Here is a 16,508-nt window from a genome sequence, read left to right as displayed (position 1 = left end):
TTGAGTTCAGTTGCTCTAATGGTTGATCTTCGGGACAGACGGATTTGCTTCCTGATCGAAGCTGTCAGCATCTGCCCGTTACATCGCGAAGGCGTCATTGTGTGCCCTCTCGTAATTGACGAATTTATTAAAGTTTTTCAGGAAGACCAGTTCAACCGTACCTACCGGACCGTTACGCTGTTTAGCGATAATGATCTCGATAATATTTTTCTTCTCGGTCTCCTGGTTATAGTAGTCATCCCGGTACAGGAACGCTACGATGTCAGCATCTTGCTCGATCGATCCCGATTCCCGCAAGTCACTCATCATCGGACGTTTGTCCTGACGTTGCTCTACACCCCGGCTCAGCTGGGACAAGGCAATAACCGGAACTTCCAGTTCCCGGCCAATCTGTTTCAGTGTACGTGAAATCTCGGATACCTCTTGTTGACGGTTCTCCCCTGCTTTACCACGTCCACTAATCAGTTGAAGATAGTCAATCAGGATCATGCCAAGGCCTTTCTCTTTCTTCAGACGACGGCATTTGGCACGAATATCTGCTACGGTAATTCCTGGCGTATCATCTATATAGATGTTGGCCTCCGACAAAGCTGCAATACCCATCGTCAGCTTCTGCCAGTCTTCATCACCCTTGAAGTCACCCATACGCATCACGCTGGCATCCAGGTTAGCTTCCGCACAGATCATACGTTGCACAAGCTGGGCAGCAGACATCTCCAGACTGAAGATGGCTACCGTCTCCTGTGCCCGAATGGCAACGTTCTGAGCAATATTCAGGGCGAAGGCCGTCTTACCTACGGAAGGACGGGCCGCTACAATGATCAAGTCACTGCGCTGGAATCCGGCAGTCATCTTGTCCAGATCGATGAACCCGGACGGAATACCTGTCGTTGTACCCTTATTCTGATGAAGTGTTTCTACACGATCGAATACTTCCATCAGTACGTCCTGAATGGCTATAAAACCACTACTGGAGCGACGGTTGGAGATTTCAAGAATGCGACGTTCAGCTTCTCCGAGCATCGCTGCAACATCTTCGCCGCCTGTATATCCTTCGCTCACGATCTGTGTTGCCGTACGAATCAGGCGACGCAGCATCGATTTCTCTTCGATAATCTGAGCGTAATAGTCTACGTTCGCGGCTGTAGGTACACCATGGGCTAGCTTCGCCAGATAACTAACGCCGCCGATGTCCTCCAGCTCACCTTTATCCTTCAGAAGCGAAGTCAGTGTCACGAGGTCAATCGGTTGATTTCCCTCACCAAGCTGGATCATCGCTTCAAAGATTAATTGATGGGGTTTATCATAGAAATCCTCGGTTTGCACCCGTTCCATCGCTGTAATCAGGGCTTCGCCCTGCAACAGGATTGCACCCAGCACGGCCTGTTCGGCTTCCAGGTTCTGCGGGGGAATCCGGTCGAATAACATTTCTCCGCCCATCTTACTCTTCCGTTACCTGTACCTTCAAGGTTGCCTTCACTTCAGGGTGAATCTTGACAGTTACTTGTGTTACGCCGAGTGTACGAATAGGCTCGTCCAGCTCAATTTTGCGTTTGTCTACTTTCAGACCTTTTTTAGACAAAGCTTCTGCGATTTGTTTGCTGGTAATGGCGCCGAACAGACGACCACCTTCGCCGGACTTGGCTTTCAGTTCAGTCACTTCTGCTTCCAGCTTTTTCGCGAGTGCTTCCGCTTCTGCTTTCTCTTCCTGCTTGATTCTTTCTTCAGCCGCCTTCTGGTTGTCCAGTGTCTTCATGTTGCCGTCCGTTGCCAGACGTGCAATTCCTCGTGGCAGCAGGAAGTTCTGTGCGTAACCCTCAGATACTTCTTTCACTTGCCCTTTCTTGCCTTGACCCTTCATATCTTTTATAAAAATGACTTTCATTCGAACAGCCCCTCTTCCTTTTCGATTTCAGCCAGTACGTTCGTCAGCCGTTTTTCTGCCTCTCCAAGCGTTCCTTCAAGCTGTACAGCAGCATTCGTCAAATGCCCGCCACCGCCCAGTCGTTCCATGACAACCTGAACATTCATGCGCCCCAGCGATCTCGCGCTGATGCCAATCAATCCATCCGGACGCTCGCTTATAACAAATGAAGCAGCTACGTCAGTCATGTTCAGCAATGTGTCCGCCACCTGGGCAATCATCATCTGTGAAATCTTGCTGCCAGGGTCTGTGACCGCCAGCGCAATGTTTCCATATACCATTTTAGCATGCTTTATGATTTCTGCCTTAGCAATATATTCTGACAGATCCTCTTTCATCAACCGCTGGACCATAATGGTGTCCGCACCGCTACGACGCAGGAAACCTGCCGCTTCGAACGTTCTGGACCCGGTGTGCAATGCAAAGTGCTTCGTATCCATCGTAATTCCGGCAAGTAGAGCCGTAGCTTCGAGCGGAGTGAACTGTACCTTGTCATGAATGTATTGCAAGAGCTCCGTTACCAGTTCCGCAGCTGAGGACGCGTAAGGCTCCAGGTAGATCAACACTGCGTCATTGATGAACTCTTCGCCCCGGCGATGGTGATCGACAACTACAACACGGGTTGCAGACTGCACCAGTTTTGGCTCCATGGTCATGGAGGCCTTATGCGTATCCACCACCACCAACAACGTGTGCTCGGTCATCATCTGGGTTGCCTGTTCAGGGGATACAAATGCCTTGGATAACTTCTCATCCTTGTTCACTTGCTCCATCATACGTTCAATCGATGGATTAATTCCATCCAATACAATTCGGGCTTCCACATTGTACAGACTGGCCGCTTTCCATACGCCGATGGATGCGCCGATCGCGTCCATATCCGGAATTTTGTGCCCCATGATGAGCACCCTATCGCTCTCCTGCATGAGATCACGCAGCGCGTGCGCAATAACACGTGCTCTTACCCGTGTCCGTTTCTCCACTGCATTGGACTTGCCACCATAGAATGACAGACGTTGCCCCGATTTCACGGCGGCCTGGTCACCACCGCGTCCAAGTGCCATGTCCAGACTGGACTGTGCCAGTTCTCCCATCTCACTGATGCTATCCGAACCAAACGCCAGTCCTACACTGAGTGTCATTGGTACTTTGAGATCAGCAGTCATCTCCCGAACTTCATCCAAAATGACAAATCGGCTCTGCTCCAGTTCCTGCAAAGACTTATGATTCAGCATCAACAGATAACGATCAGAAGACAGCCGGCGCAGGTACACTCCGTACTGCTTGGCCCATGACGTAATCTCGCTAGTCACACGGGCAATCAGTGCTGTACGCTGCTGGTCGTCCATGCCCTGGGCAGCCTCGTCCAGATTATCCAGAACGAGAATTCCCAGTGCAAGGCGTTCATTTTCATATTTATCACGAAGAATGGCTAGCTCCGTAATCTCGTATACATATACATACCGCTCCTGCGGGTTATGAATAACTCCATAATGCCGATCATCCAACTGGAATTCGTCATGGAACTCCTTGGATGAATGTTCCTTCGTCCCATCCTTCTTCTCTTTAGGCTGAGGAAGTTTGGGAAACAAATTAAGTAGCGGATTACCCACCATTGTCTTCTCTTGGAACATCTCCGCGACAAAGCGGTTATGCCACTCTACCGTACGATCTTCGCTGTACAGCACAATTCCGAATGGAAGCATGCTGACCGCTTCCCCCTCCATCCGTTTGATCCGAATAGATAGGCCATTAATGTAGTCGTTAAGCTCACGGCGGAACGCGAGCTCCGCCTTAATCATGACGATTCCCAGCGCCGAAGCCAGTATCAGACTAATCAAACCAAGCGTCCAGTTATAAATGGTAACGAACATAACGAGCAACAGCAGCAGTATGAACGCCCATACGGTATAGTAGCCGTGCCAGCGTTTCTTCAGAAATTTAGGCATGACTCATCACCCTATCGTTTTGATTTCGATATTGCCTCACGAAGCGGGAACGCCAGATCGATAATTCCGATAATCCGAAGCGGACCAATGAAGAAGACCGCAGCCGCCAGGAAATATGGTATAACCGGATTCCATTTCTTTGTATGTGAGAGAAAGAAGAAGAAACCGATCGCTTGAATCATGAAGCCCAGATTAATTAACGGGGACAGATTCATGGCAATCATGGTCCAGTACGTTCCATCACTTTGTCTGGAGATCACTTCGATCAACAATGCGAGGAAATAATACCAGATCAACGCACGCGGCATACGCCATTCTCTCGCTGGTGGAAGTTTCGATACCACCACACCCATCACGTTCAGAATCGGACGAGCAATGGCGTGTGTAATAAAGGCCATTACCATCGACGTGACAACGAGAGCAAACGGAATCATAAGCTGCGTTTGTTTGGCAACATCCTCGGTCATCTCAGGTGTCCATGCAAAACCGTTAATCATCTGATTCGATGAATTGGTTAACGGTTCAATGGTCAATTTGACCACATCTTCAATATAACTGGACAGGTCGAATTGGAAAATGACACTGCCGACCAAGAGCAACAACAAGTATTCTGCCAACATCATGCCACTTCCCGCCATCAGGGCGAACAGGGCCGATTTGCGCGTTTTATACGCGTGACCCATAACGATCGCAGGCAGGGTAAAGATGAGCAATAGTAACAGATAGATGGGGTGGAATACGACCAAAATAACGGCTACGGGCACGAGATGCCATATAAATGATTTTAAAGATAATGAAGCATACAAAATAACTCCCGGAATCATCATAAAAAATATGGCAAGTACCGATAAAGGAGTTAACAGCGAAAGTAGCAAGAGCAGATAGACTGCGCTCCAAACAGCTGATTTAAAGCTAAATTTCAACAAATTCACCTCTTACGCATATGATCTTCTAGCGCGGAAATATCTTGGTACCAGTCTTCAAGCTGGTGACCTTCCTGTTTATGCTTTTTCAACTTCTCAACTAGCAGTGCATCCAGATCCTTGAAAGGAATACCGAGCCTGCGGCCCAATATGTAACTACTCATAATCAAACTGGCAAGACTGTCCCCGATTCGAGTTGTACTGCCTTCCCATAACGCCTTGAATAATCGGGATACCTGATCAAGCACTTCGGTTTTCAGCCATTCAATCACTTTAGCGCGTTTGGCTACATCCAGTTCTTTAGGCATTTGGCGAAAGTCACTCTCCCCCGAAAAAGCTTTATTCTCGATTATAGCATAAAAAGAGGGCCCGCAAAATTACCCCAAAAAGCGGAGAAGTTCTCCGAAACTGATGTCAGGTACTTATGCGGAGTCCTCCGTACATCCTATCGACCTATATATTTGTAAAAAACTTCGAATGCGCCCCTGGTTCAGGACTTCTTAAGTTTAACATGATACCTGACGGCTGTGATTATCCCTAATGACACAATAATGTTTAAATTCGTAACAGACTTACTTAGCCTTGATCGATTCTTTGGCTACAATGCCCTCGCAGTACTCAATAATCTGACTCCGTCTGACAATACCAATGAACCGATCCATATCATCGACCACAGGAACAAAGTTCTGAACTTTAGCCAGATTAATCAGGTCCTCCATGTTGGCGTTAATGGATACAGGTTTAATATCCAAGCGAAGGGGAACATCCTTGAGCAAGAACTTTGAAGCGTTTTCAAATGAAATCTTTCCCTCGGCATTCTTCATATACCACAGTAAGTCGCCTTCGGTAACCGTACCAATATATTTGCCCTCTTTATTCAAAATGGGTACCGCCGTAAAACGATGATATTCCATCCGTTCCAACGTTTGCCGCAGCGTAGAATCCGACGTCACGCACGTAACCTCTTGTTTGGGTAGCAAAAAAAATGCGATGTTCATACCCTTGTGTATCCTCCTTGTGAATTTCTTCGTTCAACTTATCTCGCTCAACTTATATTATACGGATCAGAACGCAGGATGTTCCAAAAGGATAATAGTTCTCAATACAAAGAAAAAAAACAGCAGCCCGCGAATAAACGTACTGCTGATTGTGGTCTACAACACATCATTGGTATGGAATTGGTTATTCAATCTTTTGCCGGTCAGGGATCATTACTTCACCGGCTGGGGTCGATTGATCCATCCAGTTGTTAATCAGCTCTTTGGCATATTGGACATCTTTCTCGTCAGCCTGACCATAATAGATACCGTCTTTTTTCATCCCCTCACCTAGGATGGTGAAGCTCGAAATCTGTGGTTTCTCCTGAGTAAGCACTTGTTTAGCCAGATCAATAATGAAAGAAGCTCGCATATCCGTCTGGAAGCTGTCTCCCATGATCTGAATCAATTCTGGAATTTTGGCGATTTGATTCAAATTCAGCATCTCATTCGCCATCGCGTTCAGGAAAATCTGCTGCCGCTTGGTACGATTAAAATCGCTATCCTCACGGTATCTTACATAATACAATGCTTCCTGCCCGTCATAGATCGGCTTACCGCCTTCAATCGTGAATTGCACATGATCCGGGTTTTTGTTCACAATGTCCTCATCAATTGGCAGTTTTACACCACCAAGTGCATCAACCACTTTTTTGATTCCGTCGAAGTTGATCGTTGCATAGTAACCCACATCAGCATAAAGAAATTTCTCCACGGTATTGATGGACATATTCTCCCCACCAAAAGCATAGGCATGCGCCAGCTTATCATAATCATCTTCGCCGTCCTTGTTGGCATCCCGTCCTACAATCTGCACATACGTATCACGTGGAATGGATACCAGAAGTACACGGGATTCCTTCGGACGTACTACAGCATAGATGACGGTATCCGAACGTCCTCGCGTTTTCTCATAGGCGCGTTTGTCCGAACCGAGCAGTAATACGGAGAAAGGTTCCTTACGGTATACCGTTGGATCAGGCGTGTTGTTGCCTTCTTGCGGTACATAAGAGCGGGATAGCTGATCTTCTACCGAACCGGCGAGAAACAGATCAAATGCCGCTACAGCCAGCTGCTGACGGAACAAATAACCTCCGATTAACAAAACAACAAGTGAAACGAGCGTTATATATAGGCCTTTTCTTCTTTTCTTCTTCTTATCTTTAGTTCTGCTTTTCATCCATTGATTCCTTCTTCACTGTCAAAATGATAATCCATAATACCAATTAAACGTCTGGGATGCCTTGTGACTCGGTGTTCTCTGAAGTTTTCTCTCTCTGGAATCAAGACACCGCTTACGCTCGTTCTATTGTAATCATTGCAGGAGCAAGAAAAGTTACAATCCGGTTAAATTAAAAAGAACAGCGACTCCTTTTTAGCTACAAAAGGTGCACTGTTCTCTTCATTTTCACACCCAATCCTATCCGTTTGTGGATACACTTTTCACATGATGACTCTTCTCTTTTTGACGTAGACGTCCCGTTATAAGCGCAGCTACCAGCGTAAGCACACTGAATACCACCGCAGACCAGAAAAGGCCATTGTAACCCTCCCCTGTCGTTTGATGCACTGCCTGAAGCAACACATCGCGGATACCTTCATCAGGAATCTGGGAAAGGCCCTCTGTCAGACTGGAGACATCACTCCCTGATGACCCTCCCGAGGCATATTGTTGTAGCATCTCGGGCGGCACCTGAATTCCTTTGTCAGCGAATCCTGCCTGAATGTTGGACCCCAGATTAATGAAAGAACGTGCCAGGAATCCGGCGAAAATCGTAGGTGCAATAGCCATCGCCATCTGGCGGAATAACGAGCTGGTCGCTACCGCGATGCCTTTGTTGTTCTCCCCCGCCTGTTCTGTGACAAGTACGTTAACTGGTGCACCAAGCATCATTCCGAAGCCGATTCCTACGAGTGTACTCGCGATGACAAATTGCCAGATCTGCTCTACCCATAGCGGGAACAGCAGGAATCCAATGGCAGATAGCAGCCCCGCAACCGATAACGTCCAGATCGGACCTCTGCGGTCAACGAGGAATCCACCGCCAGCCGCCCCAATCCCGGATGCCAACGCAAGCGGAGTGAACCAGTAACCGGAAGCTGTGTTGGATACGCCGAGATACTGCTCTACAAAGCCTGGAATAAAGATCACCGAGGCCAGAATGGCTCCCGAGAAAAAGGCAATCAGCAACGTCCAGCGAAAGGACGCAATGCCCAGAAGCTGTGTCGATACAACAGGTTCACGTTCAGATCCTTCCAGCCTTTTTTCCATGAAGTAAAAGAGCACAAGAAGGATTACACCTGCCAAGAAAAAGCCGTAGAACATCGGTGATCCCAGGCTTTGAAGCATGTTCACACCGTCCAGATTGCTGAAGCTATACATTAAACTGAGTACACCCAACGTCAGGACAGCGATACCGCTCCAGTCCACTGCTGCACGATTCAGTTCCTGCTCTTCCTGAATAAATCGAATACCTGCGATGAATAGCAGAATGGCGATAGGCACGTTGATCAGGAATAACCAATGCCAGTTTCCAGTAAGATCCAGTATAAAAGCACCGACATTGGGCCCCAAAATAGCGGCAACACCATTCATACCTCCGAGCAGACCCAAAGCTGTACCCTGACGCTCCGCCGGGAACTTGCTTAATACGTATGAGCTGGCAATGATAAATATCCCCCCACCGCCCAAAGCTTGAATGACACGAGCGATTAGGAAAAAGGTAAACGATGTGCTTAGCGCGACCAGCAGCGACCCGATCCCAAACAACGCCACCTCAATCAAAAACAGTTTCTTGCGACCATAACGGTCCGACAGTTTGCCTGCAATAGGAACACTTACCGCAAGCCCAAGCGTGTAGAGCGTAATCGTCCATGCCCCCCACGTTGGCGACACACCAAATGATGCATTTAAGGTGGTCAGTGAAGAGGTGATGATTCCGTTATCCAACGCAGCCATAAATACCCCTATGGCAAACAGGATTAGCGGCCATTTCATTTGTTTTTGCATCACATGTTACCTCCCGATCAGATCGTAAATTCAGTATCGTACAGTTGGTTTGGTACATATATATTAAACCGCATTGAATAATAATGACTCACTGGTCATTTTAAAACAAAAGAAAACCATATGTCAATTTAATAATATGATGTTTGGTTCATTTTACCTCTGATCCGATAAAAAAAGCTGCCCACAGGTTTGATAAAACCTGTGGGACAGCCCTCATATCTAACGTATTATGGCTGCATCAGATGACGATTCAGGAATTTCTCAATCGCACGGTACAGATCAAGCTGATTCTCCACGTTCGCGAAGCCATGACCTTCATTGGTCTTTAACATATAGGGTACATCAACTCCACGCTTGCGTAATGCTTCAACGATCTGGTCTGACTCAACTTGTTTGACACGTGGATCATTAGCGCCCTGAACCACGAATAATGGAGCCTTCATCTGATCGATATGGAAGAGCGGTGAAATCGCCGTTAACAGTTCTTTGTCTTTCTCGGGATCTCCCACACGTTCATAGAACATACTGCGCTCTGACTCCCAATAAGGTGGCAGTGAGTCCAGTAGGGTGAAGATGTTGGAAGGTCCCACATAGCTAATGCCAGCAGCATAGACATCCGGTGTGAACGCCAGTCCTGCCAGAGCGGCATATCCACCGTAAGATCCTCCATATATTGCTACACGTTTTGGATCAACCGTCCCCTCTTCAACCAGCCAGTTAACACCGTCTGTGAGGTCGTTCTGCATAGCTTTTCCCCACTCTTTATTACCTGCATCAAGGAATTCCTTGCCGTATCCCGTGGAACCACGGAAATTGACCTGAAGTACCGCATAACCACGGCTTGCGAGGAATTGAATCTCAGGATTGAAGCCCCATGAATCACGCGCCCAAGGACCACCATGTGGAACAACCACCAATGGCAGGTTGGAAGTCTCAGCTCCTTGAGGCAGTGTTAGATAACCATGAAGGGTGAGGCCATCACGTGACTTATACGTAATGGGCTTCATATCCGCCATTTGACTCTCATCAATCCAAGGTGCGGCATCAGCCAGTTTATTGAGTTTGCCTGTTTTGGAATCGTAAAAATAATACGTGCCCCTCGCTTTGTCACTATATGCTACGAACAATACTTGACCTTCGTCGCTGATGCTACTAATACTAACTTCCTTGCCTGGCACTTTCGCTTTGATATCCTGCATTAACGTTTTGAACTCTTGATCAAAGAATTCATAGTTCACTTTATCTGTCTCATACACAGCAGCAAGAATGGTACCCTTTTCTTTGGAGGGTACGAAGCTGCTTACATCCACATCTTTATTTTCATAGATGGTTTTGGTTACCTTCTTACTGCTTGGGCTGTACTCGACAATTGCCGTTTTGTCTCGCTCCAAGTTGGATATTGAATAGATATTTTTGTTATCATACGTGAACATGACTGGAGCAAAAGTCTCTCCAAGCTTCGTTGTCAGAAGCGGCTCAAATTCTTTATCCTCTGATTCACGATACAGTAACGAAGACACATTGCCATCACTGGACACAGCAACACGAATTTCACCTTCGTGATCCGTCAGCCAGCCCGTAATATTACCCGGGTTCTCTGCGGCAAGTACAGCCTCCCCTGTCTTGATGTTAATACGATACACATCGAAAATGCGCGGATCACGCTTGTTCATGCCTACCAGAATCTCATCCGGAATATTCTCAAGCGGATCTATCAGGATGGCTCTTGTGTTAGGATACGGCGTCAGATCCTTGCTGTTTTTACCATCGATATCTGTGACATATAGATGGTAATTCTCATCGCCTGCCTTATCTTGTACATAAAGCAGCTTATCATTGGTTGCCCACGCAAATGCTGCGATATTACGTTCTGTTTCGCTTGTAATGCGTACAGGCTTATCCTGACCGTTTGCAGTAACTACGATATTCATGCGGTTGTTCCAGGGCTCCAGGTAAGCAAGATGCTTACCGTCCGGCGACATCTGGAACCCTGCCTGAGCAGGCTGTTTGAAGAAGTCCTCCAGAGGCGTAAGACCATCCGACTTCACATCGAGTCCAAGCGCCAGATAAAGTGCATCAGCAAATTCCCCATGGGTGACTGATTGTTTGGCATTAAAGGCGCTACCTTCGATAATAAAATGTTGCTTAACCCGCGCAGCGTCATTCGCATGCACAGCTGGAATCTGATCGGCATCACTGTATACTACCTGGATTCCGTTATCTTTCAGTTCGAATGCACGTGTGAACAACGATGCCATCTGTGCACGTGTAAGTGGAGCATCGGGGGCATAGCCTTTGGCCTTCCCTTGAATGAATCCGCCTTGCTTTAATGCGTAGATTGCAGGCGCAGCTTCATTCTCCGGCAAAACATCTGCAAAACCTGTAAGTGATGCAGGCGTATCCAGTTTAAGCACACGTTGCAGAATGATCGCTGCCTCCGCGCGAGTGATTGGAGTCGTTAATTGGGTCATGCCATCTGTGGTGCCATCTATGTATCCCAGTTGTTGCAGTGTTTGTGTCGCCTTGGAAGCAATGACCTCCGAGACTGAGGCTGTAGGTTTTACGGCTTCGGCCGCCTGTACAGCTGGTTGAATCAGTGCAATGGACATGGCCATGGTAAGCGTGAGAGCGTATACCTTTTTACTAATCGCGTTCAAACAATTTCCCCCTTTAAAGTGAATTACATAATAATATGGAATTATACGTAAGTCATTACCATGATTAACCACAAGTTAACAGCAAGATGGGTCTCCTTGATGATGCTCATGTCCACTCTTTATTTTGAGCCCGAAAATCCATAGTTAAACAACTTCCGTGTCTCCACAAAACGCCCTTCACGTGTATCTGTTCCAAATATAACTGAAATCAGCCTTTTGCCATCCCGTTCTGCTGTCCCCACAAAATGATAGCCGGAATCCTCATCATACCCGGTCTTCAATCCGTCATTCCCATCGTAAGCATACGGCCCGCCAATAGAGGACAACATCCAGTTCGTGTTACTCATGTACATCCCTTTTTGATGCATTGATACTTGCATTTGACTGGATATTCTTAAAATCTCGGGATGGTAATTCAGCAAATATCGCGCAAGCTTGCATGCATCTATAGCCGTCATTAAGGTCTGCCCTTGTATTTCCATCGGACGGTTAGGACCAAGCAGCTTTTCACTGAGGCCCGTTGAATTCGTGAATTGTGTATCCTCAGAAAGTCCAATCTGAGTTGCTTTCTGATTCATCTGTTGCACGAACTTCTGCTCTGTACCACTGATATGTTCAGCCAGAGCGACAGTTGCATCATTGGCTGAATAGACAGCTACGATCTCGAACAACTCCTGAACAGTGAACTGCTCTCCCTGTTTCAGGGTCAGTTGACTGCCGCCCACGGAGCTGGCATACAGACTCACATTAACAAGATCATTCCAGCTTATATCACCATTGATCACGGCCTCCATCACTAACAGTTCTGTCATCAACTTACTGACGCCTGCCGGAGCAATCTCTTCGGAGCCGTTAAAATCCATTAAGATCTGTTCAGAGTTCATATCCATTAATACCGCAGATTCAGCTTTAATTCCCGGTTTGCCTACCAGCATGTCCGGTTTCACACCCAAATATATAATAAGCAGCAGAGCCAGCAGCATGCCTGCCCGTTTCCACCATTTTTTCATAAGATAATCACCTCTTACCTATATAGACGAAGTGAAGAGGCATTTTGTCTGCACTTTTTTGAAAAAAAGTTAAATTTTTTTATTTTTTGGTTACAAAAAAAAACATGAACCCCATACACCCATGCCAGAGTGTACAGAATCCATGTTTTTAAAGACACTTTTTAATCATTTTCCCAGGAGAATTCTTCATTAATAATCTAACAACCGGCTTCTTAAAGGACCCCAATCCTTACAGCTGCTAATTTAAGAATGTTTTACTGAGCTACAACTGCTTTGTCTGCATTAACTTGCAGGTCGCTCAGGTAAACGCCTGTTCCATCACCAATCGCATAGTTCATTACACGTTTGTTAACTGGTGCTACAACTGCACGATACAGTGTAGGGAATACAGGAACTTCATCTACCATGTATTGCTGCCATTGATTGTAGATCTCTTTACGCTTGTCTACATCGAATGCTTCAGCAGAGATACCTTGTGCCAGCAATTTGTCATTCTCTTCGCTGGAGAATCTGGAGAAGTTGTAGAGTGCATCGCGGCCATACAGACCAGATGGATCTACGTCAATACCAACGCCCCATGCTGCTTGATACACATCAATGTTTGGATCATCTTTACCTGTGTTACCTACACGGTCATAGAAGCTGTTGAACTCAACCATTTCCAGGTTTACTTTCAAACCAATAGCTGCCCATGATTGAACATAATAACGAGCCAATGGTTCAGCTGTGTCGCCACCAGTCATGGATACAAAGTTGATTTCGAGTGGTGTTCCATCCGGATTCGTACGGAATTCACCATCCAATTTATAACCAGCTTCGTCGAGCAATGCTTTCGCTGCTTCTGGATCATATGTTACACCCGGATTGTTGGAATCATGGAATTCTGGGTGAGACGGTGGAATCAAGGTTGTTGCGTTCCAACGCAGGCCATTATAGAAACGTTTACCAACTTGATCGTTATCTACAGCCATCCACATTGCTTTACGCAAGTTTTTGTCGCCCATTTTTGATTCGGCATTGCTTACAACTTTTCCATTCTCTTCATCCCACGTACCCAGTTTGAAACCGATGTACGTATAAGCACGATCGATTGCGCCCAGGAATTCTACGTTGGACAGGTTAGCATTATCTTTGTATTGATCTGTCGGGAATGCATCCACGAGATCTACCCCGCCAGATTTCAGTTCTTGAACAACCGTTGTCGGGTTGATAACTTTCAGAGTCACTTTGTCCAGTTTCGGAGCCCCGCGCCAGTAGTCTTCGTTCTTAACATAAGTTACAGACTCACCTGGAGTGATAACATCCACTTTAAATGGACCAAAACCAATTGGTTTTTCACGTACTTCTTTGGAAGAAGACATTTTTGCTACATCCATATCGCCGAAGATATGTTTAGCCAGTGGATACGTCCATACGCCACCTGTCAGCAGGGACGGAGTAGATTCTTTATACGTAATGCTGATTTGTTTGTCGCTCAGCACTTTAATACCAGAGATTGTTTTTGCTTTTCCAGCATGGAATTCTTCCATACCTACTATGCTAGTAAAGTTGGAGTCATAACGTGGACCATCATACCCTTTGTTACCAATAACTTCATAAGCAAATTGCAGATCTTCAGCCGTTACCGGCTTGCCATCATGCCAGTTTACGTTGTCACGAATGGTCAGTGTGAACGTTTTTCCATCTTCAGATGTCTCATACGTTGCTGCACCATCATTGGTGTATACATAGTCTTTGTCCCATGTAAGCAATGGCTCATCGAACCATTGTAGTACCTGAACATCCGGGTTACCGGAGTAGAAGTTGTAGTTCAGTGTACCTTCAAAAGCAGTATCCGATACAAGTCCGAATGTAATCGATCCACCTTCGATCGCAGTACCTTCATTCGTTTTGACATTGTTAAAGTCTTCAATGGAGTAAACGCCCTCTTCATTAGCAGGTTTTTCCTCTGTTTTTCCCTCTTCTGTGTTTGTAGTTGGAGCTGGAGTAGCTGCTTCTTTCTCCGAGCATGCTGCGAGCACCAATACAAAGACCAGCATCATCGTGAAAAATAGTCCCCGTGAAAATAATCCCTTTTTCATGAACCTTTCCTCCCTTTTTTTAACCTCTTCTTTGTCTTGCATCAGTCGCACGCTTTAGGGCTTGACCGACATTATTTATACTCAACATCAATACCAGGATCAGCACCGATGCGGGTAGCCATATCCACCATCTGGATTCCAGGGTTTGCGGATTACGTGCATAACTTACGAGTGTTCCAAGACTGGGTGTACTTTCGGGAAAACCAAACCCGAGGAAAGACAACCCCGATTCGAGGCCAATGTTGGCAGCGAGATTCAATGTCATCGTTACGATAATAATCGAGCTCAGATTCGGAAGAACCTGTGAGAGCATAATCTTCAGATGAGAAGAGCCCAATGTTTTTGAAGCTTTTACATAATCCAGTTCCCGTTCCTGTAATGCTTTGGAGCGAATCAATCTGGCGATACCCATCCAGAGAAATGCCGTCATGATTAGAGAGAACGAGATGATATTGTATTTCGGTACTGCCGTAACAAACGCGATAACAATCATCAACATCGGAAGGATCATGAAGAAATCAACAACACGCATAAACAGGTTGTCTATCATTCCACCGAAATAACCGGATAAAAGGCCAATTAAGATACCTATGAAGCCAGTCATTAACGTTACGATAATTCCAATGGTCAGGGAGTTACGTGTACCGATGACCAGTTGGCCAAATACATCACGACCTCCATAGTCCGTTCCAAGCCAATATTTCGCAGATGGTGGTTCATATAAGGCAAACAGATCCACGCGTACGATATCATCCTGATTCAGAATGAGAGACGTGCCATATACCAGCAACATGACCAAGCCCAAGAAAATGAGCGAGATTAGTGCCACCTTATCTCTGACAAGCTCCCTCCATAAAATACTCAAGCTGGAGGGGCTTTTATCAACCTTTTGTGAAGTTATAACTACCTCGTTGGCCTTGCTCATCTTGTTTTCACCCCGAAATCTTCAAGTTCTTACTTGATCCGTATACGTGGATCTACAATTCCTAGAATTATGTCAGACAGCAATGCCCCGAGAATGGAAGCTACGCCATACAACAATACGAGTGCAGTCACAACGCTGAAGTCACGCAATGAGATGGAACTCAGGAACAACTGCCCCATACCTGGATAACTGAATATACTTTCGATAAATACCGTACCTCCGATAAGTCCTGTGATCTCATATCCAAAGAACGCGGCGATAGGTAATAGTGAATTCCTCAAGATATGCCTGTTGTAGATCCGGGATTCCGAGGCACCTTTGGCTCTGGCAGTAATAACGAATTCCTTATGCTTGATATCAATGATTTCACTACGCAAATATTGAACCGTAGATACCGTTGTAATCAGTGCCATGGATAGTGCCGGCAATAATAGATGATAGAACTTACTCATTATGTAGCTGAATGTGCCTGGTGTAAGCCCTGGCGCAACGCTACCTCCTGTCGGGAACCAGCCGAAGTGGAATCCGAAGATCCATACCATCACCAGTGCGAAGATGAACAATGGTGCGGCAAAGCCCAGGTAGGTGTATCCCGTGATCAGCCGATCAGACCAGGTATCGTTGTAACGACCACTGATGATACCCAGTGGAATAGCGATCAGGTAAGTCAGTACAAGTGTCGCCAGCGCGAGCCAAAATGTGTTTGCTACACGCTGACCGATCAGGTCCGTAACCGGCATTTTGAAACGGAAGGATTGTCCAAAATCACCTTGGATGGCATTTTTGATCCAGTCCCAATATTGCACGTACCAAGGATTATTCAATCCCAGTCTCTCTCGCTGGGCTTCCAATGCTTTGGGATCAACGCTTGGATCAAGCAATCCGGTTAGCGCGTCGCCCGGCATGGCCTTGGCCATCAGAAAGACCAAAAGACTAAGTAAAAATATCTGAGGGATCATTATGATAATTCTGCGTACTATCGTTTTCCACAT

The 16,508-nt window shown here is 46.3% G+C and carries 13 protein-coding genes; all 13 read right to left on the bottom strand.

What is annotated here, in order from left to right:
- Positions 1-78: 78 nt before the first annotated feature.
- The 13 genes from dnaB to opp4B all read right to left on the bottom strand — a co-directional run bounded on the left by dnaB (position 79) and on the right by opp4B (position 16,508).
- Entirely contained in the window at positions 79-1,440 is a 1,362-nt protein-coding gene (gene dnaB, locus D829_RS0123960; RefSeq protein WP_017691449.1) for a replicative DNA helicase, read from the bottom strand.
- 1 nt (position 1,441) lies between these two features.
- Positions 1,442-1,885, bottom strand: coding sequence for a 50S ribosomal protein L9 (gene rplI / locus D829_RS0123955; RefSeq protein ID WP_017691448.1), 444 nt, complete (start codon positions 1,883-1,885; stop codon positions 1,442-1,444).
- Entirely contained in the window at positions 1,882-3,873 is a 1,992-nt protein-coding gene (locus tag D829_RS0123950; RefSeq protein WP_017691447.1) for a DHH family phosphoesterase, read from the bottom strand. Before D829_RS0123950 ends, rplI begins: the two co-directional genes overlap by 4 nt.
- Positions 3,874-3,884: 11 nt before the next feature.
- Positions 3,885-4,796, bottom strand: coding sequence for a DUF2232 domain-containing protein (locus tag D829_RS0123945; RefSeq protein WP_017691446.1), 912 nt, complete (start codon positions 4,794-4,796; stop codon positions 3,885-3,887).
- 5 nt (positions 4,797-4,801) lie between these two features.
- On the bottom strand, positions 4,802-5,104 hold the full coding sequence (locus D829_RS0123940; protein ID WP_017691445.1) for a MazG-like family protein: 303 nt from the start codon (positions 5,102-5,104) through the stop codon (positions 4,802-4,804).
- Positions 5,105-5,368: 264 nt separating this feature from the next.
- Positions 5,369-5,794, bottom strand: a complete 426-nt coding sequence (locus D829_RS0123935) for a CBS domain-containing protein (RefSeq protein WP_017691444.1) — start codon at positions 5,792-5,794, stop codon at positions 5,369-5,371.
- Positions 5,795-5,978: 184 nt separating this feature from the next.
- On the bottom strand, positions 5,979-7,013 hold the full coding sequence (locus tag D829_RS0123930; protein WP_017691443.1) for an LCP family protein: 1,035 nt from the start codon (positions 7,011-7,013) through the stop codon (positions 5,979-5,981).
- Positions 7,014-7,253: 240 nt separating this feature from the next.
- Positions 7,254-8,843: an MFS transporter gene (locus tag D829_RS0123925; protein WP_017691442.1), complete on the bottom strand. Its 1,590-nt coding sequence runs from the start codon at positions 8,841-8,843 to the stop codon at positions 7,254-7,256.
- Positions 8,844-9,070: 227 nt separating this feature from the next.
- A complete protein-coding gene (locus D829_RS0123920) occupies positions 9,071-11,500 on the bottom strand; it encodes an alpha/beta fold hydrolase (protein ID WP_017691441.1) in 2,430 nt (809 codons plus the stop codon).
- A 119-nt stretch (positions 11,501-11,619) separates the two neighbouring features.
- The gene (locus D829_RS0123915; protein ID WP_017691440.1) at positions 11,620-12,510 is read right to left on the bottom strand and encodes a D-alanyl-D-alanine carboxypeptidase family protein; all 891 of its coding nucleotides are present in this window, start codon (positions 12,508-12,510) and stop codon (positions 11,620-11,622) included.
- 254 nt (positions 12,511-12,764) lie between these two features.
- Positions 12,765-14,591 carry an oligopeptide ABC transporter substrate-binding protein gene (locus D829_RS0123910; RefSeq protein ID WP_017691439.1) on the bottom strand — a complete coding sequence of 609 codons (1,827 nt, stop codon included), beginning with the start codon at positions 14,589-14,591 and terminating at the stop codon, positions 12,765-12,767.
- A 19-nt stretch (positions 14,592-14,610) separates the two neighbouring features.
- A complete protein-coding gene (locus D829_RS0123905) occupies positions 14,611-15,516 on the bottom strand; it encodes an ABC transporter permease (RefSeq protein ID WP_017691438.1) in 906 nt (301 codons plus the stop codon).
- 29 nt (positions 15,517-15,545) lie between these two features.
- Positions 15,546-16,508 carry an oligopeptide ABC transporter permease gene (opp4B, locus tag D829_RS0123900; RefSeq protein WP_017691437.1) on the bottom strand — a complete coding sequence of 321 codons (963 nt, stop codon included), beginning with the start codon at positions 16,506-16,508 and terminating at the stop codon, positions 15,546-15,548.

Origin of the sequence: Paenibacillus sp. PAMC 26794 (genome assembly GCF_000316035.1) — a bacterium.
Lineage (GTDB): Bacteria > Bacillota > Bacilli > Paenibacillales > Paenibacillaceae > Paenibacillus.
This window is presented reverse-complemented; position numbering and strand designations above follow the sequence as displayed.